Annotated in this window: 25 protein-coding genes and 2 pseudogenes; 3 read left to right on the forward strand and 24 right to left on the reverse strand. The window is 39.3% G+C overall.

Going from position 1 to position 22,096, the window contains the following annotated elements; all coding sequences use genetic code 11:
* Positions 1-107: 107 nt before the first annotated feature.
* From I215_RS14585 to I215_RS16540, 5 genes and pseudogenes are all read right to left on the reverse strand, one after another.
* Positions 108-1,115: a site-specific integrase gene (locus I215_RS14585; protein ID WP_008992760.1), complete on the reverse strand. Its 1,008-nt coding sequence runs from the start codon at positions 1,113-1,115 to the stop codon at positions 108-110.
* Positions 1,102-1,872 (reverse strand): tyrosine-type recombinase/integrase, encoded by a 771-nt coding sequence (locus tag I215_RS14590; protein ID WP_051009202.1) that lies wholly within the window; start codon positions 1,870-1,872, stop codon positions 1,102-1,104. The genes I215_RS14585 and I215_RS14590 overlap by 14 nt, the downstream gene beginning before the upstream one ends.
* The gene (locus I215_RS16305; RefSeq protein ID WP_162131566.1) at positions 1,820-2,065 is read right to left on the reverse strand and encodes a hypothetical protein; all 246 of its coding nucleotides are present in this window, start codon (positions 2,063-2,065) and stop codon (positions 1,820-1,822) included. The genes I215_RS14590 and I215_RS16305 overlap by 53 nt, the downstream gene beginning before the upstream one ends.
* Positions 2,058-3,311 carry a site-specific integrase gene (locus I215_RS14595; RefSeq protein ID WP_008992761.1) on the reverse strand — a complete coding sequence of 418 codons (1,254 nt, stop codon included), beginning with the start codon at positions 3,309-3,311 and terminating at the stop codon, positions 2,058-2,060. Before I215_RS14595 ends, I215_RS16305 begins: the two co-directional genes overlap by 8 nt.
* A 133-nt stretch (positions 3,312-3,444) precedes the next feature.
* Positions 3,445-3,525, reverse strand: a pseudogene (locus I215_RS16540) (IS66 family transposase); the annotation flags it as partial.
* A gap of 99 nt (positions 3,526-3,624) precedes the next feature.
* On the opposite strand from I215_RS16540, the gene I215_RS16025 reads away from it, so the two are divergent.
* Entirely contained in the window at positions 3,625-3,759 is a 135-nt protein-coding gene (locus I215_RS16025; RefSeq protein ID WP_162131567.1) for a transposase domain-containing protein, read from the forward strand.
* Positions 3,760-3,778: 19 nt separating this feature from the next.
* Here the strand turns inward: I215_RS16025 and I215_RS14600 are convergent, their stop codons facing one another.
* The 19 genes and pseudogenes from I215_RS14600 to I215_RS14690 form a co-directional block, all read right to left on the reverse strand.
* On the reverse strand, positions 3,779-4,543 hold the full coding sequence (locus I215_RS14600) for an APC family permease (RefSeq protein ID WP_008992762.1): 765 nt from the start codon (positions 4,541-4,543) through the stop codon (positions 3,779-3,781).
* Between the two features lie 18 nt (positions 4,544-4,561).
* Positions 4,562-4,747, reverse strand: a complete 186-nt coding sequence (locus tag I215_RS14605; protein ID WP_008992763.1) for a hypothetical protein — start codon at positions 4,745-4,747, stop codon at positions 4,562-4,564.
* Positions 4,748-4,750: 3 nt separating this feature from the next.
* Entirely contained in the window at positions 4,751-4,948 is a 198-nt protein-coding gene (locus I215_RS14610; protein WP_008992764.1) for a hypothetical protein, read from the reverse strand.
* A 45-nt stretch (positions 4,949-4,993) separates the two neighbouring features.
* Positions 4,994-5,785, reverse strand: a complete 792-nt coding sequence (locus I215_RS14615) for a cation transporter (protein ID WP_040460578.1) — start codon at positions 5,783-5,785, stop codon at positions 4,994-4,996.
* On the reverse strand, positions 5,782-6,030 hold the full coding sequence (locus I215_RS14620; RefSeq protein ID WP_040460583.1) for a hypothetical protein: 249 nt from the start codon (positions 6,028-6,030) through the stop codon (positions 5,782-5,784). The genes I215_RS14615 and I215_RS14620 overlap by 4 nt, the downstream gene beginning before the upstream one ends.
* A 2-nt stretch (positions 6,031-6,032) precedes the next feature.
* On the reverse strand, positions 6,033-6,470 hold the full coding sequence (locus I215_RS14625) for a Fur family transcriptional regulator (RefSeq protein ID WP_008992767.1): 438 nt from the start codon (positions 6,468-6,470) through the stop codon (positions 6,033-6,035).
* A 37-nt stretch (positions 6,471-6,507) separates the two neighbouring features.
* Positions 6,508-9,033, reverse strand: coding sequence for a heavy metal translocating P-type ATPase (locus tag I215_RS14630; protein WP_008992768.1), 2,526 nt, complete (start codon positions 9,031-9,033; stop codon positions 6,508-6,510).
* A 9-nt stretch (positions 9,034-9,042) separates the two neighbouring features.
* Positions 9,043-9,390 carry a SpoIIAA family protein gene (locus tag I215_RS14635; RefSeq protein WP_008992769.1) on the reverse strand — a complete coding sequence of 116 codons (348 nt, stop codon included), beginning with the start codon at positions 9,388-9,390 and terminating at the stop codon, positions 9,043-9,045.
* 42 nt (positions 9,391-9,432) lie between these two features.
* Positions 9,433-9,855, reverse strand: a complete 423-nt coding sequence (locus I215_RS14640; protein ID WP_008992770.1) for a Fur family transcriptional regulator — start codon at positions 9,853-9,855, stop codon at positions 9,433-9,435.
* Positions 9,856-9,871: 16 nt separating this feature from the next.
* Positions 9,872-10,210, reverse strand: coding sequence for a P-II family nitrogen regulator (locus I215_RS14645; RefSeq protein WP_008992771.1), 339 nt, complete (start codon positions 10,208-10,210; stop codon positions 9,872-9,874).
* A 113-nt stretch (positions 10,211-10,323) separates the two neighbouring features.
* A complete protein-coding gene (locus I215_RS14650) occupies positions 10,324-11,580 on the reverse strand; it encodes an efflux RND transporter periplasmic adaptor subunit (RefSeq protein WP_237738977.1) in 1,257 nt (418 codons plus the stop codon).
* Positions 11,549-15,964 (reverse strand): CusA/CzcA family heavy metal efflux RND transporter, encoded by a 4,416-nt coding sequence (locus tag I215_RS14655; RefSeq protein ID WP_008992773.1) that lies wholly within the window; start codon positions 15,962-15,964, stop codon positions 11,549-11,551. The genes I215_RS14650 and I215_RS14655 overlap by 32 nt, the downstream gene beginning before the upstream one ends.
* Positions 15,965-16,083: 119 nt before the next feature.
* Positions 16,084-16,479 carry a hypothetical protein gene (locus I215_RS14660; protein WP_237738978.1) on the reverse strand — a complete coding sequence of 132 codons (396 nt, stop codon included), beginning with the start codon at positions 16,477-16,479 and terminating at the stop codon, positions 16,084-16,086.
* Positions 16,480-16,553: 74 nt separating this feature from the next.
* Positions 16,554-18,010 (reverse strand): annotated as a pseudogene (locus tag I215_RS14665) (type IV secretory system conjugative DNA transfer family protein); the annotation flags it as partial.
* Positions 17,995-19,023: a MobB family relaxase gene (gene mobB, locus I215_RS14670; RefSeq protein WP_008992775.1), complete on the reverse strand. Its 1,029-nt coding sequence runs from the start codon at positions 19,021-19,023 to the stop codon at positions 17,995-17,997. The gene mobB and the pseudogene I215_RS14665, both read right to left, overlap by 16 nt.
* On the reverse strand, positions 19,023-19,571 hold the full coding sequence (locus tag I215_RS14675) for a BfmA/BtgA family mobilization protein (protein ID WP_008992776.1): 549 nt from the start codon (positions 19,569-19,571) through the stop codon (positions 19,023-19,025). The genes mobB and I215_RS14675 overlap by 1 nt, the downstream gene beginning before the upstream one ends.
* 531 nt (positions 19,572-20,102) lie before the next feature.
* Positions 20,103-20,300: a hypothetical protein gene (locus tag I215_RS14680; RefSeq protein ID WP_008992777.1), complete on the reverse strand. Its 198-nt coding sequence runs from the start codon at positions 20,298-20,300 to the stop codon at positions 20,103-20,105.
* Positions 20,301-20,311: 11 nt separating this feature from the next.
* A complete protein-coding gene (locus I215_RS14685; RefSeq protein ID WP_008992778.1) occupies positions 20,312-20,692 on the reverse strand; it encodes a DUF6876 family protein in 381 nt (126 codons plus the stop codon).
* A gap of 81 nt (positions 20,693-20,773) precedes the next feature.
* Complete coding sequence (locus tag I215_RS14690; protein WP_008992779.1) at positions 20,774-21,109, reverse strand: single-stranded DNA-binding protein; 336 nt, start codon at positions 21,107-21,109, stop codon at positions 20,774-20,776.
* A 274-nt stretch (positions 21,110-21,383) separates the two neighbouring features.
* On the opposite strand from I215_RS14690, the gene tnpA reads away from it, so the two are divergent.
* Complete coding sequence (gene tnpA, locus I215_RS14695; protein WP_008992780.1) at positions 21,384-21,665, forward strand: IS66 family insertion sequence element accessory protein TnpA; 282 nt, start codon at positions 21,384-21,386, stop codon at positions 21,663-21,665.
* Positions 21,665-22,024 (forward strand): IS66 family insertion sequence element accessory protein TnpB, encoded by a 360-nt coding sequence (tnpB, locus tag I215_RS14700; protein WP_008992781.1) that lies wholly within the window; start codon positions 21,665-21,667, stop codon positions 22,022-22,024. The genes tnpA and tnpB overlap by 1 nt, the downstream gene beginning before the upstream one ends.
* Positions 22,025-22,096 lie beyond the last annotated feature (72 nt).

Raw genomic sequence — 22,096 nt, forward strand, 5'->3', positions numbered from 1 at the left:
TATCTTATGTATAGTAGAATATTATGTAAAGCAACCAAAAAGATACCGGTGAATTTGAGGGTTGCGAACACAACTTCCTGCAATTGCTTTACATAATATTACCTTCCTCAGAAGCTCTTCAACCATCCAAGGAGATTCTTATTTTCCAACCAAAAGGGGTTGACCTCAGGTTTAACTTCTACATATGCTTTTTCAAGAGCCTGGCGTTTTTCCTTGGAATCGGCCCTGGCATACACTTCTGTGGTTTGGATAGACACATGTCCCAGAAAATCCCGGATGTAAACTAAATTTACTCCAGCTTGCAGCAAATGCATGGCTTTAGAGTGCCTGATCGAGTGGCAACTAATTTTCGGGATAAGCCTATCGTTCTGTTTACGTGCTAATGCTGCATACTTAAGCAGTATATGGCTTACCCCGGCCCTAGTGAACTTTTCCTTCCGAGAATTAAAGAATAAAGGCTCAGGATGCGCCTGTTCCTTGTCCAATTTGTTAGCTTCCATATATTTTTGTAACAATCTTACCTGTTCTTTCTGAAGTGGAACAATACGGGTTTTATTTCCTTTTCCGGTGATTCTGATGGTGAAAGGAGTATCAAACCTTACGCACCCCGGTGTAAGGTCAATAATTTCCTGTACCCGAGCCCCCGTGTCATACATAAGTGATAACAAGGCAACATCCCTTAATCCCCGATGTGTATTGACATCTGGTTGGCGAAGCAACAGCATGATTCCTTCTACAGCAAGGTACTCAATGGTTGGTTTCTCAGTTCTCTTTGCTCGTATGGAAAGAATCCGCTGCGTTTCATAGAGTCGTTCTGGCGCCTCATATTGAACATAAAGATAAAAAGATCGAATAGCGGCCAACCGAGCATTCCTGGTTGAATTTCCAGCACCGCGTTCGTCTTGTAGCCAATCCAAAAACCCATTGATATTATCTCTATTGAGTTGCGCCAGAGATAAATTCTCGGCCTTTATACCATTTGCAGCCATATAATTGATCAGGAGAATAAAAGTATCCTTGTAAGCTTTAAGAGTATTAGTACTCATACCTCTTTCGTGAGGCAGGTATCCTGTCAGGAATCCTGTCAACAGTTTGGCAAAATCAGTTGGGACCATGACTTTTGAGGTTTGGAAAAACATTCAGACAGACCGCTTCTATATCCTTTATGAGCCCGGGATACATTTCAGCGGTGAGCCTTACATAAGAATTGGTAGATTCCAGGCATTGGTGGCCCAGATAGGATGAAAGTACTGGTAAGGAACAATAAAGGTCCTGACCGGTTTCAGCCATCATTGCCAGGGAATGAACGCTGAAGCTGTGACGAAAACTATGGATCCTGGCACCATGATCGTGCCTTGGTATACCAGCCTTGACTAATGTTCTATGAAACCACTTATACACTGCTCTTCGGACACAAACCGAACCATTAAGTGAGACGAAGAAGGGTGTTTCACTACCAATGTGGATAGGTAGTCGTTTTTTCTGTTTCCTGAATACCCTACAGACTTCCGATAAGGACTCTGACATAGGTATCAGCCGTTCGAGTCCATTCTTAGAATCCCGGATAACTAAATAGCAATCTTCGGTATTGACATCTTTTTCCAGAAGCGCCAGAGCCTCGCCAATCCGCACACCAGTGCCATATAAAAGTCTCCAGAGACAGGGAAGCGAGAAAATAATGGAGTTCATTTGCTTCTTATCCGTAACTAACAGATCAGCTTCATGAAAAAAGGAAGCAATTTGGTCTCTTGAAAAAACATAGGGTGTAAAGTCTTTTTTAATAGGCGGAAGCTTTGGAATCAGCGAGCGGATTCCTTGTCTATTTAGGTAATGAGATAATTGGACTACGGTAACGGTACGAGGAGGATTCATTTGGGTTCAGACTGATCCAGGCCTCCCACAGTTCTTTTGTCACCCCTATAGCAGACTCGTTCCTTTGGCAGCAAAGTCGGTCGAATAATCCTAGTACGACTCCTTCCGTAACGTATTTAAAACCCAAAGACTTCTTCATAGCAATGAACTGACTGATGTATTCTGCATAAACGCTGTTGTATAAATTAGGCATAGAAGTACCCTCCTTTCTGATTATAGAAGGTATCAGATACCTGTGGTACCTCCAAAGCACATTTTCTCATAGAGGCCAGGTCGATACGCAGATAATAGCGGGTTGAAGCGCTGTTCTGGTGACCGAGCACTTCGGTAATTACCGGAAGAGTAGTTCCCTTAGCCAGAAGTATTCCTGCCAAGCTGTGACGCAGGCTATGCGTTCCCGCCTTTCTGTTGCTTATGTCTATTCCCGCTGAAAGGTAGCTTGATCGTACTATCCCACCGATAGCATTCGAGACAATGGCAGTGAAGGGTGAGCGAGCCAGTAGAAACACTTGCTGCAGTGTTGATTTCGGCCGCCCGTATTTTAGGTAATCAATGATTGCTTCCCCAATTTCCGGGAAAAGCGGAAGCTCCAACCGTTTTCCTGTTTTGAACTGATTGAAGCTTATAACACAATTATCCCAATCAATATCTGAGAATCGGAGCCCCCCAATGTCCGACGACCTAAGGCCCAGTCTGGCCGCAAGAAGGACAATTGCAAAATTCCTCCTGCCTTTCTTAGTGGAACGATCTATGGAGGTGAGCATATCACTTATTTCCTTTTCAGTATACACTGAGGGAAGTTTAGGCTGCTTGCAGAATTTGTCTTTCGGTATATGGCTAGCCAGATCAACAGCTATGAGCTCTTCCTTATAGAGGTAAGAAAAGAACCCCCTAAGTGTTTGAATAGTATGGTGCTGGAGCGTGGAAAACCGCCGATCCACATTCATCAGAAAAGTGAGAATATGACTATTAGTAACTGCTCTTAATGAAGGTATTGCTGATGTCTCCATATACTTTTGGAACCGATATAAGTGTCGTGATTTCTCGTAAAGAGTGGATGCTTTCAACCGCTGAGAGGCAGCATACAAAAGGTATGCTTCCATCAATTTACCGGTTTCCCCTTCGAAATGTACCTGCTCCTTCTTCGAAAGAATATTACCCGTTTCATAATATTCAATCAGAACGTTTACCGCACTAACCAAATCCTTTTCAATCTTTGTGAGAATAGAATAATCACGGTCGCCGAACCGAGTTAACAGGAAATCCTTACCTACTCTGGAATTGAAATATGGTATTCCACTAGACTCCATAAATCGTTGAATCTTGCGCCAAAGAACTTGATAATGCTTAATTGTTCCCTCGGTTCTTCCCAAATTCTCACGCAACACTTTTGCAGCACCTTCGGTAACTTCCGAAATACTGATCTTCAGTTTTTTCATAATATTCTTGTTTTAGCACAGCAACATTACTGCAGAAGCTAAGCTACATTATTATGAAAAGGAAAAAAGGTTATTTCTCTAGTATTATTCTGTTTATTAGATATTTAAATAAAATACTTTACATAATATTCTACTATACATAAGATAGGGCTATGGGCCTAATGCTGTTTTCGATTTTATTGTTGTCCAACTCAATTCTCCCGTCTATTAATACGTTTTCAAGCTTGGGTTATGCAAAGCTTTACATAATTTATCAAGAAAGAACTTTCTGTTCTGTGGCTCTCACAGAGCTGCACAGCATGCGGCCATATTTTTGTCTTTCTTTGGGAGCTGTAAACTCCATGGGGTAAACCCTAGAGTATGGCTTGAAGAAACGCTTTCCAATATTAAAGATTACAAAATAAAGGACCTTGAAGAGTTATTGCCAGGATATCAGAAAGAATCTTGATTGTTAAAATTAAGTTCATTTATCGAGGTGCTAAACTAAAGTATGTAGTTGCTCGGACGGATACGTTGAGTACAGTAAATGAGATAAGCAAATAGAAGATGGTGGTAATTACCATTGTCAATAAAAAGGCACGAGGAATCGTCTTTCCTGGATTTTTAACCTCTGAACCTAACGATGCCATATGCTCAAAACCTGTATAGACAAAAAACAAAGTCGCCGTGGCCGCAAGTGTCCCAGAGAATGAGTTGATTTGAAAAATTTCAGCTTTTGGCAAGCCTGTTTCTTTAAGGCCTATAAAGATAAGAATGAGCAAACCCAACAATTGGATACTGACCATTATAATATTAGCAGTAGATGATTTCTTTATACCTGTAATACTTATCAAAGCAAGCAATAACAATACACCATAGCTTATCAATAATCCCGGTACTTCAAAAAACGTATTGAAATACCCCGAAAAGGCAAGTAACACGGCTGCAATGGTGGCCGAACTATGAAACGCAATCGTCCAACCCGTGAGAAAAGACGGAATATCAATTTTTGGAAATGCCTTGCGTACAAAAATAAATTCCGCACCAGCATTGGGGTAGGTAGAGGACAATTCTGCATACGACATTGCAGAGACACTGGCCGCAATTGCTGCAAAAATGAAACTCAACCAAAGGTCTGTGCCCGCTTGTCCAGCAGCTGCACCGATTACGGTATAGATTCCTGCACCCACAATAGTACCCACACCATAAAAAGTGAGTCGAAGGGTACCTAATGATTTTTTTAATTCTGCCATAATACTATTAGTAATTTATTATCCATTTTTATCTAAATTTCTTTTTTCCATCTCTGCCTTTACGATTCCACGCTCTAAAGCTTCATCTTTTGAGCATTTTTTATCCACGTATAAATCCCTTGCATATTTTAATGCTACTGCTCTAATATTTTCATCCAGCACATTAAGTCTCTCCTGATAATCCTTAAATAAATCCTCCTTCATTTTTTAAAATAGTTTTATAACAAAAAACACCATAGCCACTTCAGGGCTCGCATTTACAAGAGCGAGGAATGCAACCCCTGCCGAAGCGGTAAGCCCCCATTGTTTACGCAGCATCTTTAAAGGTGTCAACAGTTTGTCCGCACCCCAATGTGCCGCCCAAGCTGCCAATCCTAATACTACTACCCAAAGCCAAATATTCATTTTTATTATTGATTTATTTTTTTCTATTTCAAGGTTTACTTAAAGCTACTTCGACAATTTTAAAATTCTTATTGCACCACGCATCACAAACGTGAAAACGATGCCGCCAATTACTAAATCGGGCCATTTACTATTCAGAAAATAAACCAGTATCCCTGCTGCTATAACACCACCGTTAACAATGATATCATTGGACGTAAAAATGGCACTTGCCTGCATATGGGCTTCTTTGCTCTTGGTTTTGTTGATAAGCCAGAGCGATATCAAATTACCTACCAATGCGAAAATCGAAACGATAATCATCCATTGGAACAAAGGTGTTTCGGTATCGCTGAAAAACCTTCGCAAAACCTCTACAAACCCAAGTGTTGCCAATGCCATCTGAAAGTATCCGCTGAATTTTGCGACCTTCTTTTTTCTGGAAATGGCACCGCCTACCGCGAATAGGCTTAGCGCATATACGATGGAATCTGCCAGCATATCCAACGAATCTGCTATAAGTCCCATTGAGCCAGATATCCAACCAGTGGTCATTTCGATAACGAAAAAGCCAAAGTTGATGCCCAAGACCCACCAAAGGATTCTTTTTTGTTTGGATTGGTCTTCCATTACGGGTGGTTCGGCTTCTGTGGTTCCCTCAAAGGAATCCCCAAGTTTTAAGCTCGCTATAGACATTTGTATCGCCTTGATATCGTCCACGTGATATACTTCCAATTTTCTGTTGGGAATATCAAAGTCCAAATATTTTACTTCGGCATAAGACTCCAACTTCATCCGAATCATCTGCTCTTCTGAAGGGCAGTCCATTTTACTGATTTTAAAAGTGCTCTTGTTCATTTATATACTACTGAATTAATTGTCCTCAAGTGCTTCATTTGTTTATGCGACTCTATATACCTTTCCAAGAGTGACTTCAGGTTATCCAAATAGTCCACGAACGAGTTGACCGAAATCTCGGGTGTTTCGCAATCAGGAATGGTAATAGGGTTTTCATCGAGATATTGGTATAGTTCAGGATAGTCCTGTTCAATTCTCAAAGTTAATTCGTTAATTTCCTTGGTCAATTGCTGAAGCTTTTTCATCCTTATTGTTTTTTCCTGCATTTTTCACATATTCCTTTCAAAACCAAGTTCACATCGTTCACTTCATAATCATCTGGCAAGCTATCTTCCGATATTTTATTTGGTAAACAGATTGTTTTCCTACAAACGGTACAATGAAAGTGCATATGTAAATCTGTACCGTATTTACCTTTGGCATTTTCATCAGAAATCGCATATTTTGACACCCCGACACCATCATTAATCTGATGAATCAACCCTTTATCCTCAAAAATCTTTAGATTGCGATAAAAGGTCGTTCTGTTGGCTGTTTTATTGGTTTCGCTCTTTTGAACAAAGGCTTTTTTTAAATCGGAAAAGGACACTGCACTTTGTTTCCTTTTCAGGAACTTGTATATCTTCGACCTCATTTGAGTAGGGCGAATACCGTGATATGATAATATTTTTTCCGTTTTGGTCATTTTAACCTTGATTCAAAAGCAACCCTTTTTATTAAATTTATTTTTTATAGGCCAAAAGTCTTAACGCATTAAAAACCACAAGTAACGTTGAGCCTTCGTGGATGACCACTGCAATACCGATATTGGCCCAACCCATAATGGTCGATGGGATAAGCAATGCCACAATACCGAGGCTTACCCAAAGGTTTTGCTTAATAATGGTCTTTGCCTTCCTGCTCAAACCTATGGCAAAGGGCAGGGTTTCCAGTTTATCGGCCATTAGGGCAATGTCAGCTGTTTCCAATGCTACATCACTGCCCGCAGCACCCATTGCGATCCCTACGGTGCTGTTTGCCATTGCAGGGGCATCGTTCACACCGTCGCCTACCATTGCGACTTTGGATTCCTGTTCTTTTAATTTTTTAATGGCATCAACCTTTTCCTCCGGCAACAGGCTTCCCCAGGCATCGGTCAACCCAATTTCTTTAGCAACGGCATCGGCAACCTTTTGATTATCCCCGGTTAGCATTATCATCCGTTTGATGCCGATTTCCTTTAATTTTTTCAGTGTTTCCTTGGCCGCTTCCCGTGGGGTATCCATCAGGGCGATGATACCTATATATTCTTTGTTCCTTCTTATGAGCATTGTGGTATTTCCACCACCTTCAAGTTCTTTTACTTTATTCGATATTTCTTCGGATGGTATTGCTTCATCGAGGTCTTCGTACAAGTCAAGGTTTCCAATATAGATTTTATCCTTGCCAAAGGACGCTTTGATACCTTTTCCTAGAACCGCTTCCAAATCTGACGCATCGGTAATATCAGTACCTTTCAGACGCTCTTTCCCATCCCTTACGACGGCTTTGGCCAAAGGGTGGTCGCTCAAGTTTTCAACGGCAACGGCTATCTTTAACAGTTCATTTTCTTCAATATTTCCCAGTGGTACTACTTCGGTAAGTTTGGGCTTGCCTTCGGTAAGCGTGCCCGTTTTATCAAAAGCCAAAGCGGTAATGACCCCTAAATCCTCAAGTGGTCGCCCACCTTTGATAAGTACACCGCCCCGTGCTGCCCGTGCCACACCGCTTAATACCGCACTTGGTGTTGAAATGGCGAGTGCACAGGGGCTGGCAGCTACCAATACTGCCATTGCACGGTAAAAACTGGCACTAAACGGTTCATCAATGACCAAAAAGGCAAAGAGTAGGATACTAACCAATATCAGTACGGATGGTACAAAATATTTTTCAAACTTGTCGGTCAACAGTTGGGTAGGGGATTTCTGGGTCTGTGCCTCGTTGACCAATTTGACCAGTCGGGACAGCGTAGAGTCTTTGGCTTCTTTGATTACCTTTATTTCCAGAGTATTATTACCGTTGATAGTTCCAGCAAAAACGCGGTTTTCGTCCTTGATATCATCGTCTGCTGAATAGTCCTTGCCCGTATCTTCCACAGGAATTTTGTCCACAGGTACACTTTCCCCTGTGATAGGTGCTTGGTTGACACTGCTTTTTCCTTTGACCACAACACCATCGGCAGATATTTTACTGTTGGGCTTGACCACAATGATATCACCTATAATTAATTTTTCAATCCCGACTTCTTCTGTCTTGCCATCTTTTTTGAGCAATGCCGTTTTTGGTGCCAAATCTGCCAGTGCCGCAATGGACTTTCGGGCCTTTTCCATTGCATAATGTTCAAGGGCGTGCCCCAAACTAAACAGGAACAATAACAATGCACCTTCTGCCCATTCTCCCAGAATGGCGGCACCAATGGCGGCAACCAACATTAAGAAGTCAATTTCAAAACCGCCTTTGGCGACGGTCTGTACTGCTTCCTTGGCCGTAAAGAAACCACCGAAAAAGTAAGCGCCAATGTATAAAGTAAGACTGACCCAATCTGGGATGGATTCCACATAGGAAAGGCCGAAACCTATTCCGAGAAGTGCCCCACAGATAATGGAAAAAATGAGCTCCGTATTTTTACCGAAAATACCACCGTGGGCGTGCTCTTCTCCTTCCTCGTGGGTCTCGCCTTCTTTGTGCTCGTGTCCCTCTGTGGAAGTTTGCTCTTTAGTCTCTTCCTTCTTTGAACGCTCCTGTTTTTTGGATGCTTTGGTGTAATCATTTTCGTTTGAAGCACTGCGTTGAACCTGAAGGTCTTCCTTTTCAATTTGTTTGCTTATTTCATCAAAATTTGTTTGCTTTTTATCAAACTCAAGTCGTACCATTCCAGAGCCTGAAACGGAAGCTTCCAAAACTCCATTGATTGCCAAAAGGCTTTTCTCTATGGAACGAGCCTGTCTTGTGTGTCTGATTCCTTTAACTTCAATGAGCAAATGCCCGTATTTTTCGGTAATCTCGGCACCAGTACTTTCGGCGAGGGATTGAATGCGGTCGATGGAAATGATATCTGGGTCATAATGAAAACAGAGCTGTGGCACATTAGCTCCGTTTGCATCGGCAATGTGCACTTTTTCGATGCCCTCTTTAGCTTGTAGTTTTTGAATAAGCCTTTCAACACAAGAATCTTTTTCGTTTGGAACTTGCGGAAGGATGACCGATATTTTTAGTTGTAGTTTTTCCATTTTTTATTTTTATTTTATCCACTCTTTGGCATCGTCTTTTTCTTCGGTCTTATAAAATTTTATATGAGCTTCTGAAAAAGGAAGCAATACCTCGGTAAATTGCTCTTGCCATTTAACGCTACCCACCAAAGCAACACGCTTTAAATGCTTTTCATTCGGAAGATTTAATTCAATACCCTTCCAATAGGCACTTACCGTCCAGCCTTCAAAATTTTGCATTTCAATATACCAGAACACTTCCTGATATGCATTTATGTGTTCTGTTAAGACCGGTATCAAGTTTTCATAATCCTTGGCATCCAGCTTATTCTCTGCTACCATATATACAGTAGCCTCTTTTTTATAGATTGTTATCATTGCTCATTATTTAAATGATAATTGAATTTAAAAACCAAAGGTTTAATCCAAATTGCCACTGCATTTTTCGCAGATACCCTTTACCACCAAGTTAATGTCCTCCGTGATATAGCCATCAGGCAAGTTGATGTGAGGGATTTTATGCTCTGTTAAACAGACCGTTTCATTACAATTGTTGCAATGAAAGTGCAAATGAAGGTCGTTGCCGACCTCGCATTCACAATTTTCTTCGCAAAGGGCGTATTTTATAATTCCCGTACCATCCTCGATTTGATGCACAATACCTTTTTCTTCAAACGCTTTCATAGTCCTAAATAGAGTACTTCTTTCACTGACCTTAAAATCCTTTTCCAAGTCGCCAAGGCTGATGGCAACATTCAACTCTGCCAACCGCTTATAGGTCATAAGGCGCATTGCAGTAGGCCGTATTCCTTTGCTTTCTAAAAATTGAACTATTTTTTCCATTTGTTCAGAAAGAGGTTTACAGGTCGTAACGTTTTAAGGATTCTCCCGTTTTAATCTGAAAGACATCTTCTATATTAGCTATATAAATTATACCATCCCCTGGTTCTTCCGTTTTTCCATTTCTTAGAATTGTTTCAATTGCGACTTGAACTTCCTCATTTTGACAGACCAGTTCCAGCTTGACCACTGGACTATCTGTCACGTGAAAATCAAGCGAGGGTTTTGCGCCTTTTGCCTTGAATGCTCCCGTGCCTTCTGCCTGTGAAAGTGTCATACTTTTAAAACCACTATCAGCAAGAGCTTCAATTACCCTTTGGATCCGGTTCGGTTTTATAAATGCTTTTATTTCTTTCATATTATTAACTTTTTAAATTTTTAATCAATTTTGAACCGAGCCTGTTTTTTAATTTTAACTAACTAATTAAGACGATAACAAACTCGGAATCAAAACCTTTGATTATTATTGAATTAATGTCCGTGTTCCAGTTCGCCTTTTACCATTTCCGAAGACAGGTTATAAGCTCCGTTTATGACCACTTTGGCATCCTTTGAAACTTCGGCAGGAAGATTGACTTCAACAAAACCTAAATCAGTAATACCAACCGTTACGGGTATCATTTTGAATTTCATTTTGCCCGCTTCCATTTCTTCATCTTCATCCAAAATGAAAATGAAGGATTGCTCGCCTTCTTTTATGATGGCAGCTTCAGGAATAGCGAAACCCTTTTTCTCGCCCTGCACTATGCGCCCTTCCACATACATACCCGGCAATAGGTTTTTATCCTTGTTTTCAATATCCGCCAAGACTTCCAAAGCCTTTGGGTCGGTGTTAAAGGTTTTACCAACAGACCGAACGGTTGCTTTAAGCAAATTGTCCGGGTGGGAAGCCGTGGAAAAATATATTTGTTGCCCTTTCTTTATTTGGTATATGTCCTTTTCATATACTTTAAAATTGACATAAATTTTTGAGTTATCGCTTATTGAGAACATTTTGGATTGAGCGCCCACATAATCGCCCAAACTTATATTTACTTCTGCCACGTATCCACTTATTGGCGTGGTAATGGGAACAGCGGAATATATTTGACCTTCCGCCACTTTGTCGGGATTAATGCCCAACAGTTTCAATTGGGAACGCAACCCATTGACACTGGATGTTGTGGAACGAAATCTTGACTGTGCCATCTGAAATTCCTTTCCAGAAGAAACACCTTTGTCATAAAGGGTCTTTTTGCGCTCAAAATCCTGTTTCAAAAAGACCAGTTCGTCATTTTTTTCCTGATATTCCTGTTGCATTGCTATGATATCGGGATGCTCAATATATGCCAATACCTGTCCTTTACTTACATTATCTCCAGGTACTACCTTTATGGAACTCACATTTCCACCAACAAAAGGGCTTATGTTTGCCTTATCCTGTGGGAAAAGTTCCAGCGTTCCTGTTACCTTAATATTGTTTCCTAAATTTCGTTCCTCCAGAGGTTTCATTTCCAAACCAATGGTTTCGGCCTGTGGTTTTGTGAGTTCCACAACACCTTCTTCCTCGTCGTGGCCTTCGCCGTGCGCATCTTCCCCGACTTCCGCTTCGTTGTGGCCAAGTTCAGATTTTGGGGCATCGTTACAACTCATAAACATAAGTGTAAATAATACGGTACTTACTAATAGTATATTCTTCATTTTTCTCTTTTTATGATTATAGATTACCCAATTGATATTGTACCTCAATAGACTGTTGGTTATACTGATTGAGGTATTGTAAATGGTTTTGTTTGATACGGATGGCACTGTTTAGAATTGTAATGTAATTAACGTAATCAATTTCACCTTCCTTGGATGCCAATTGTGCCGTGGCTATCTGTTCTTCTGCCAATAGCAGTGCGCCTTCTTTATAATATTGCAATGTCTTCTTAGTTTTTTCGAGGGATTGGAGCAATTGCGAAACACGGCTTTCCGTAACTTCTTTTTGTTCCAAATATTGATACTCTGCCATCATTGCGTCTGCCTTAGCTGACTTGACTCTTGCCTTTTGCGGAAAAAACCATAGTGGAATGCTAATGCCTGCCTGAAAAGTATTGAAGCCTGACACTTCATCTACAACCTGTCTGCCGTACGATAAACTAAATTTAGGTAGAAATTGGGATTTTTCGACACCCACGTTTGCCTTGCTTACTTCGGCATTTTGCAATGCATATTGCAACATTGGGTTATTGGCAACCGAAGCTGAATCCAATGTTGCGATAAAATCCAATGGCTCGTAAGAACCATCTACCGTTTCAATGGATTCGTCCGTTCCCAAATATTGTTTTAAGGCACGTTTGGCAATTTCAATATCATCATAGGCTTGTTGCCTTAACACTTGAATCTGTTGAAATTCGGAAGAGGCTGCAATAAATTCCAACTTGCCTGTTTCTCCGGTATCATACCGAAGTTGGGCAGCGGTCTTAAAATTGGCATAAACACTGTCCAATTGATCAGCAAAACGCAACTGTGCCTTGTAATAATTAATTTGGTCATACGCCTGCATCACATTACGCACCAACTGTTGTTCACTTGCCACAAAAAACTTTTCTCCCAAGGCAATACGCTCTTTGTAAAACTTCGATTTTGAAAAACCGGAAAGCAAATCAATGTTGCCCTGTTGCACACCAACGGTTGTCTGCACTCCAGGAAGATTATTTCCATATTCTTCTTTGCCCGTGAAAACTTGAGTGCTACCAAGGTCAAAACTCGTTCCCTTTAGTGCCTTTTCCCGTTCAATAAATGCTTGGCTCTCTTTAAGTGATGGATAATTCTGTTTAGCCATAGCAATAGCCTCATCAATGGTCAAGGTCTTTGGGATTGTACCATCTTGATTGGTGTCTTGGGCAAATGAAGTACCAGAAGCCATCAAACCTCCAACCATCAATAATACGGTTACAATATTGGTTGATTTTTTAATATAACTTACATCTCCACCATTGTCCTTCTTTTCTTTTCGGGATTCCAGCCAATAATAAAGAATAGGAATAACCACCAAGGTCAGAAATGTTGCCGTAAGCATTCCTCCAATGACTACTGTCGCCAAAGGTCGCTGTACTTCTGCACCACCAGAGGTAGAAATCGCCATTGGGATAAAACCCATAATTGTTGTAATGGCTGTTAATAAAATTGGACGTAAACGTTCGTGCGTTGCTTCGTATATACGTTTTTTTAAATCTGTCATTCCACTGTCTTTTAATTCATTGAATTTGTTTATGAGTATGAGTCCGTTTAATACGGCAACTCCGAAGAGCACGATAAACCCGACTCCGGCAGAAATACTGAAAGGCATTCCACGAATCAACAAAACGAAAACACCACCAATGGTCGCCAAAGGCACTGCCATATAGATCATCAAGGCCTGTGTAACTGAATTTAAAGCGAAATAAAGCAGGATAAATATTGTTAGTAGAACGATGGGCACTACTATCATCAATCGGTCTGATGCACGTTGCAGGTTTTCAAATGATCCTCCATAAGTGACGTAATAACCTGGTGGCAGTTCCACTTCCGTTTCCAGTTTTTGCTGAATTTCCTCGACCATCGATTTTACATCGCGCCCACGAACATTGACCCCTACCGAAATACGACGGGAGGTATTGTCCCTTGAAATCTGCATCGGACCTGGCTTATAGCTGATATCTGCAACCTCCTTTAAAGGTACTTGTGCACCGTTTGGCAGGTCTATGAAAAGGTTTTTTAAGCTATTGATGTCTTGTCGATATTCCTCTGCCAAACGAATGACCACATCGAATCGTTTTTCCCCTTCAAAAATGACTCCTGCCTGTTCTCCAGAAAATGAAGCACTTACATAATCATTCAGCTTGTCAACGGTTACACCGTATTGTGCCATTTTTGCCCGGTTATACACCACTGTCATTTGTGGCAAACCGCTTGTAGCTTCTACATTGAGGTCAGCCGCTCCGGGAACGGTTCTGATGACCGCTGCGATTTCCTGTACCTTGTCTGCCAAAACGCCTAAATCTTCTCCGTACAGTTTGATTGCCACGTCCTCACGAACCCCTGTAAGCAATTCATTAAAACGAAGTTCTACAGGTTGGGTAAACACGAAATTTACGCCGGGAACTACTGAAATTTTTTCCTGTATTTTTTCTATCAGTTCTTCTTTACTATCTGCGGAAGTCCATTTACTCTTATCTTTTTCAAGAATAATATAACTATCGGCAATATCCATAGGCATCGGGTCTGTCGGTATTTCGGCCACACCAATCCTAGAAACTACTGTTTTTACTTCCGGAAACTCATTGATTAACTTCTGAAGTTTCTCTGAAGCCTCAATAGATTCTGTAAGACTGCTCCCCGGTTTTATTAATGCTTGAAACGCAATATCGCCTTCATCAAATTTCGGGATAAATTCAGCTCCCATATTGCTGAAAATAAATCCTGAAATCAAAAGCAAGGAAACCGCGCCTATAACCACACCTGCCCGAAAGCGAAGTGCAAAATTTAATATAGGCAGATAGATACGATTCAGAACATCCATAATTTTATCACTGAACCTATCAATCTTGTTTTCAAACTTGGCGAACCAACTATTTTGATTTTTAGCAGGTTTTAAAAATAATGATGACATCATTGGCACGTAGGTAAGACAAAGGATAATCGCTCCTAAAACGGCAAAACCAAATGTAAATGCCATTGGCCGGAACATTTTCCCTTCCACACCGGTTAAAAAGAGAATCGGTGTAAAAACTATAAGAACAATTAGTTGACCGAAGAAGGCAGAATTCATCATTTTACTTGAAGAATCATAGGCGATTTCATCCATTTCGGGCTGACCTATGGCAGTTGTGGATTTTTTCATCCGTTGATGAATGTGGAAAACCGCTCCTTCCACGATAATCACCGCTCCATCTACAATAATTCCAAAATCGATCGCACCCAAGGACATTAAATTTGCCCAAATGCCAAATTGTTTCATCAAAATAAATGCAAATAATAGACATAAAGGGATTATCGAAGCTGCTATCAAGCCACCACGGAAGCTTCCCAAAAGTAAGACCAAAACAAATATGACGATTAGGGCTCCTTCTATTAGATTGTTTTTAACGGTACTTGTGGTTGCCTCAATAAGTTCACTTCGGCTTAAAAAAGCATCAATATAAACACCTTCCGGCAGGGATTTTTGAATTTCTACAATACGCTTTTCCACATTTTCAATCACGTCGCCTGGGCTTTCGCCTTTCAGCATTATAATTTGTCCACCAACAGTTTCGTGTCCATCTTGGGTAAACGCACCATAACGCACTTGATTACCATAGCCTACTTTTTCGGCAACATCGCGAATCAAGACAGGGCTTCCGTTTTGAGTGGTTACCACCGTGTTCTCCAAATCTTCAATACTTCGTGCCAAGCCTTCGCCACGGATAAAATTGGCTTGGTGGTTTTTTTCAATATAGGCACCGCCCGTATTAGCATTGTTCACTTTTAGGGCCTCAAAAACCTGATTCATTGTAATGCCAAAACTATTTAGTTTATCAGGATTTAGGGCAACTTCATACTGTTTTACATAACCTCCAAAGGCATTTACTTCAACAACTCCGGGGACTAATGCCATTTGACGTTTTACGATCCAATCCTGTATGGTACGAAGCTCCATTGCATCGTATTTATCTTCATAGCCTTCTTTTACCTTTAGGGTGTATTGGTAGATTTCCCCCAAACCTGTGGTTATTGGAGCCATAAATGGTGTACCAAAACCTTCAGGAATTTCTCCTGCTACTTCAGTTAATTTTTCTTGTACCAATTGCCGGGGAAGGTAGGTACCTGCTTCGTCTTTAAAAACAATGGTTACTACAGACAGACCAAAACGAGAGACCGAACGCAGCTCGATCACGTCGGGGAGGTTGGCCATTGCCAATTCTACGGGAAAAGTTACAAATTGTTCAATATCCTCTGTGCCAAGGTTTGGCGCAGTAGTAATCACTTGCACTTGGTTATTGGTAATATCGGGCACGGAACCCAGATTTATAGTGGCCATAGACCAAATGCCCGTACCTACCAGTGCCACTATAAAGAGCCCAATAATAAATTTATTATTGATGGAAAATGAAATGATTTTGTTAATCATAGAAAATGTATTAATTCAGTTTAAAACTTACGATGCGAATAGGTGCAACGCATTTATAAAGCAATGCTTGCCTTGAGAAGCATCACGTTAGGATATAGTTATCCTTAAAAAAAGCTGAATTATACTTTAGGGGGCTGGAAGAGGGATTCCAGGTATCTAGAAGTGAAGTTTACTTTATGTAAGTTAACCTGTTTTTTCCCTTCAAACTTTAATTGATTAATTAAAGCCAAATTGTTGTTCTCAATCATTAACACTAAAGGGTGACAACATTGCTGATGAGAATGGATTGGTGTATTTTCCTTATCTGGGTTATTATGATGCCCTTCATTTTTTGCATCATTGTCAATGTAATCTTCAACTACGTATTCAAGGAAAGAGTCTCCATAAACTTTATGGTCTTGATAATGGGTAATAATGCTTGAAATTTCTTTAATTGGCCCACAAAAGTCCATATCAATGCTAATTCCCTGAAAAAAGAATAAAATTGACATTGATATGGAAAAGAATATTTTCATAAAGTTTCACAAAGATACAAATTAATCGATGCACAGGTTGTGCAAAAACTATGGTTGTTCTTTATTTACTAATTTTAGTTAACCTTAAATATAGATTTTGCCTCTCTATAAATCCGTTCAAAATTGAGCTTTAATTCATCGGTTGTAAAATGTTGATGAGGATTTGGTATTTCTCTTTTAATCGTTTGTAGTTTAAATTGAACTCTTTTATCTTTGCCATCAGCAAAAGTTATAAACTCGCCTTGTTTCAAACGGAAAAAAACATCTGCTCTACGTTTAGAAACTTCTTTTTCGCTGTGGTAATTCTCGTATCAAAATTTAGATTGTGTCCACGATTTATACTTGTGGTTTCCTTACGAACAATCTCAAAGAAACGCTCATAATATTTTGCAGTATCTGGGTCATTAACTTTGCCGAAAAACTGATAGGAAAGATTGCTCAAAATAGCCTTACTCGCTTTGTCTCCATATAGCATATCATTCTGAATTTTATCCTGCATCACGTAAATTGTGGCAATATCATAGCTTCTTAAAGTTGCGGGAATGCGGTGCATATTAAGCAGCTTTATGGTTGGGGCTTCTTCCATCATTAAAAATGACGACTGTTGACCTCTCACGCTCATTTGCTTGATGACTGTGTGCATAATTGCAGCGATGATAGGCGAGTAAGCTGATTCATATTTGGGATGGTTCACGATGCAGATAACAGCAGGATTGTCCTTGCTGTTGATATTCAATGGTACTTCATCTTTTGACAAAGCCATAAACAACTGTTGTGAACCTATCTTTTTAAAGGCATTGGCCAATGTGCTTTTCACACCTGCCGTTTGTTTGTCAGAATCCATTCCGTTGATAAAAGCACTTGCCATACTTCGGGAAGTGATATTTGAGCTCACAAAAGTAACCAACTGTTTGGTAGTCATCGATTGAAAAATAGCAATCAAATGGGGCAGGGTGCAATATTGAGGATAGGACGTTTTTAGTTTCCAAATCATTCCACCCATCAAACCTTCAACAGCATCACTGAAGAATTTTGTGGTACTGTTTGTACTGGATTCGTTGAACTCCAAAAGATTTTCAATGAGTACCTTGGATAATTCATTCACACTTTCCTCATTGGGCAAATATCTTGGGGTAATTGGGTTTACACAATAATGGATTTGGTCAAAAGCTATGGTATAGAATTTAATATCCTTTTCTTTAAATAATGGGTAGGCAATTTCGGTAAGTTCAAAATCCTTGTAATCGTGTATGATACCACAAAATTGATGGGTACTAAAATGCTGTAAAAAATTATAGATAACACTTTCTGTTTTACCGCTTCCCGCAGAGCCAATAATCGATGCACCTCGCTTGATATTTTCGATTTGAAATTTTCCACGACGAAGTTTAAAGCGTACCTGATATTTCTTATCTCCGTTTTTGGGCTCTTCTTGATGAAGAAACACATATAAAACTGTACTGACAAACAATACCGGAACAACAATAAAAAGGATGATATGTGGTATTGACATACTCATATCCCAATAGAACCCGACTGTATTGCTCGGTCAATCCCTTTTTTAAACTTGTTGATTATCTTTAATGCCAACTGTACTTTGTTTGTTGGAATATTCATTATGGGTACACCAGATTTGGCAAGTATTTTATAGGCAGTTGCCTTTTCATTGGTTGGCAATCCCGAAAGAATTGAGAAATACAACTTTGGATTTTTCAGGAATGTTTTACGTGCCTTATAAGTTTCAACATAGTTTCGTTTGTATTGAAATAGAGTGTCAAACGTTTTTTCAGAAGCCTTAAAGAATTTGTCCCTATCAAAACCACGTTTTACAGGTTTGCCATTAAAAACGGTTTCCGAAGCTTTGTACTTGCTACCAGGGGACAAACTGTATTTATTGGACATATCCTTTCTGCTCACAATAATATGGATATGGCTTTGAGAGCCTTCTTTAGGCATCCCTCTAACAATGCGTTTTCCATCTTGTTGATGTGGTGCTTCTTTTTCCAATCGGGACATCGTTTGCTGTAATTTTTTGATGTTGCCTTCTAATTCGCCACTTTTAATTTTCCGGATATCGTTCTTAATTTGAAGTATCTTGGTGGCATAAGGTTGGTTCTCCTGAATTTTCCTATCCGTTCCCTTATACGTACGCTGATGCTCAATTTTGGCATAGTATATAATGTCATCTACAGTAACAGCTCGTCCGTTTATTTCCCGATTAAAAGATTTAGCGTACTCTTTCATCAATTCTCGGGTGTACTTTTTCAGTTCCTCGGAATGATTTTGCAATCGCTTCAATTCATAAGCACTCGGATTGACTGTAATGGAATAAAACTTTGGTTCGGTCTTTTTGAGTTTAGCCGTATTTCCGTCAATTTCTTTAATGACTTCCTTACCTGATATTTCTTCGCCATACTGATTGAAAAAATGTTCCATTTCATCAATGGATTTGTCATCGTTTTCTTTTTCGAGATAAGCGACAAAATCGGAAACGCTCTGTGCATAATTGCCATCTAATGTCTGTTTGGTTACTGTGATATACATTATAATTTTTGTTTAATGTTTTCAAATTCATCTTTGCTTAAATCCAGTTTTAAATAGCCACCTCCAAAACTGCTTTTAACATAAGTGGTCTTATCAATGATTTTTTCTAAATCATATTTTACGGAATGGAATTGTTGTTGAACTTCTTCGTACCGATTTCGATAATGATTCAGTTCCTCATTTTCTGTAATCAATTCCTGTTGTTCAAATTCAAATAATTCTTCTTGTGGTTCTTCCTCTTTTGGGTTTTCTTGGAAAAGCAATTCCAACATTGCATTGGTAGGCTTGGTCTGGTTTTTTTCAATATCTCTAATAATAGCTACAAGTGCATTGATTCGTTTTTTTAAGCTATTCTCTAAAGTCTTCATATTTGCACCCAAAGATTCATTTGGGGATAGCTCGTTCAAATCGAAAAAGTTCATCATTGCTTCCAACGTATCAGTATGTGAATGGGTAATTTCCTTGGAAAATTTCCGAAAGCGAGTTGCCACTTTAGGTTTAATACTAATGGCAGAAAAACTGTATTTCTTTTGATGATTTGAACTCATTTACTGTAAAAAATTGCCGTTTTATAGGGGTTTCAAAAGGATTTACTGTAAAACTTTGTTATTTCTCTATTTTATATAACCAGTAATTATTTGAATATCAAATAATTACAACTAAAAACCAATCGTTAACATCGCCTTGGCGTGTTACCCTCTTGCTTCTCAAATTCGTCCCGCAGGGACAAAATTTTTCAAACAACCTGACTGAAAAGTCAGTTGCTTTTTTTCGGAATAAAAAATTCCGATATGTTTAATTTTTGATGGGTATCATTATCGGCGAAAGTCAAATCAAAATGGGATAACGATACTTTAAATTGATACTGCTAACAGTCTTTTAAAGATATTCTATTTAGATATAATATTGAAATACAGATTGTTTCCAAATGGTTAGTTTTGATACCAAAAAATAGGATTTTTATAAAAAAGTAAATTTAAGACGTCGAGTTTTTGAATATTGGCTCTTGTAAATTTGAAAAAAGTAAAGCACAAAAAAAGACCTCTGAAAGTTCAAAGGTCTTAATTCTTGTTTTTATTTTAGATGTTAAAAACGTACTGATATGAATATAGATTTTTTATCGCTTCTTCGTCCAATATCTTATCATAATCCATATGATGTTCATTGGCGTAGGCTTTAAGGTCGTTCCCAAATTTGCTTTCTATATCTTCTTTTGAAACGGAAAGTAGATGTTGTTGGGTTTCGTCATCGAGGTTGTTATAATTTAGATAAATCATAGCCTTACTTTTTAATATTCGCTTGTAAGCATCAACGTATTATCCACAAAATACAACCGTAGTTCATCCAAAGGAAAATCGGTAAAATTGTATCGGTGTATTTCAAATATATTCCCATTTCCATCGCTGTAAATTATTTCAGCTTCATAGCCTGTATAATCCTGTTCCTCTTCCGATAGCCTTTTAAAATCTATTGTTATAAAATGGCTTCGGTTTAGCAAACTTTTGGCGATTACTGAAACATCGGTAATGAGCCAAAAACACTCTGCTACGTTGGCTAAATATTTCAGTCCGTTTGTAAATCGGGTGTGTATTAATGGGATTTGATAGAACATTTCAGAACCGTGAAAATGTTGCAATCCTTCTTTTATTTCGTTAACTTGTGCTTTCATTGTTATATCTTTTTAGAATTAATGATGAAAAGAAGAGGGCACAAACTAATTGAAAACTGGTATTAGTGCCCTCTTTACTTTTTACTTACTACCTAATAATAGGATTTCATCGGCTATCACTTCGGTAACATAGCGTTGATTGCCATCGTCCGTGGTATAGGTTCGGGTCTTTAGTTTTCCAACAACTCCGATTTCTTTGCCCTTTTCGGCATACTTTTCGATAATTTCAGCAGTTTTGCCCCAAGCGACAACGGTGTGCCAATTGGTATCCGTTTGCTTTTCGCCCTTGCCGTTTTTGTAGTATTCATTGGTTGCCAATGATAAACGGGCTACTTTCTTACCGCTTTCAAGGTTCGTAATAGTTGGTTCTTGCCCAACATTTCCAATTAACTGTACGTGATTTTTAATAGTACTCATAATAAAAGATTTAAAAGATTAATATTTCCCTTTTTGATTTAAACTGAATTAAATTTTAAGGGGTGTTTGTATGATTTCTTTCGTGCTCCGCACAATGGATGAAGTGGGTTTTGTCAAGACTTTTAGGGAATAAATCAGGTGTGTTTGCGACGTAGTAAAATCCTTGGATTTTCAAGGAAGTAGAAACCTTATTTTGTATCCGTCCGAGCAAGTACAGCCCTGATTGCTGATGTTTTTGCTTTAGCTTTGGCTTTTTAAATTAAAAGTTTAAGAAATGAGCAGAAAAGTAAAAGAGATGCGTATGCGCAAGTTAGTTTCGGCATATCATCAGTCTGGTGAGAGTATAACACAATTTTCCTCAGCCCATGGCCTTTCAAGGAGCAGGCTCTATTATTGGGTTCAACGATTTAAGGACACCTCCATGGTTGAAGTTTCTCCAGAAGAAAAGATGTCTTCAAATTTTATCCCGATTGATTTGCCCACTGGGCCTAATCCAGAACCTAGCTATATCATCATCAATAAGCCTTGTGGCACCCAAATCAAGATTCCCCTATAATGTTTGCACTTGGTACTGCCCAAAAATACTATTTATGTCGCTCATTCTGTGATATGCGTAAATCATTTGATGGATTGTGTGGACTAGTCATGACAGACCTGAAGCGTGAACCACATAATGGTGATGTGTACATTTTTATTAACAAATCTCGAGACAAGATAAAGCTACTTCAGTGGCAACCGGGAGGTTTTGTTCTCTATTACAAACGACTGGAAAGAGGTCGGTTTTTCAGAGTAAAAGACGATGAAAACTCTGGCGCAATAACATTGGATTACCACCAATTGGTAATGCTAATTGAGGGGATACAGTTTAAGGAAATAAAGCGTCAAAAAAGATATAAAAACGTGCTTCAAAAGTAGGTAAAATCCCAGTGTTTTCGTACCTTAGCGCACGATGAATCACCAAGAATTACAAGCCCAAAACGCTGCGCA

Origin of the sequence: Galbibacter marinus, assembly GCF_000300875.1 — a bacterium.
Lineage (GTDB): Bacteria > Bacteroidota > Bacteroidia > Flavobacteriales > Flavobacteriaceae > Galbibacter > Galbibacter marinus.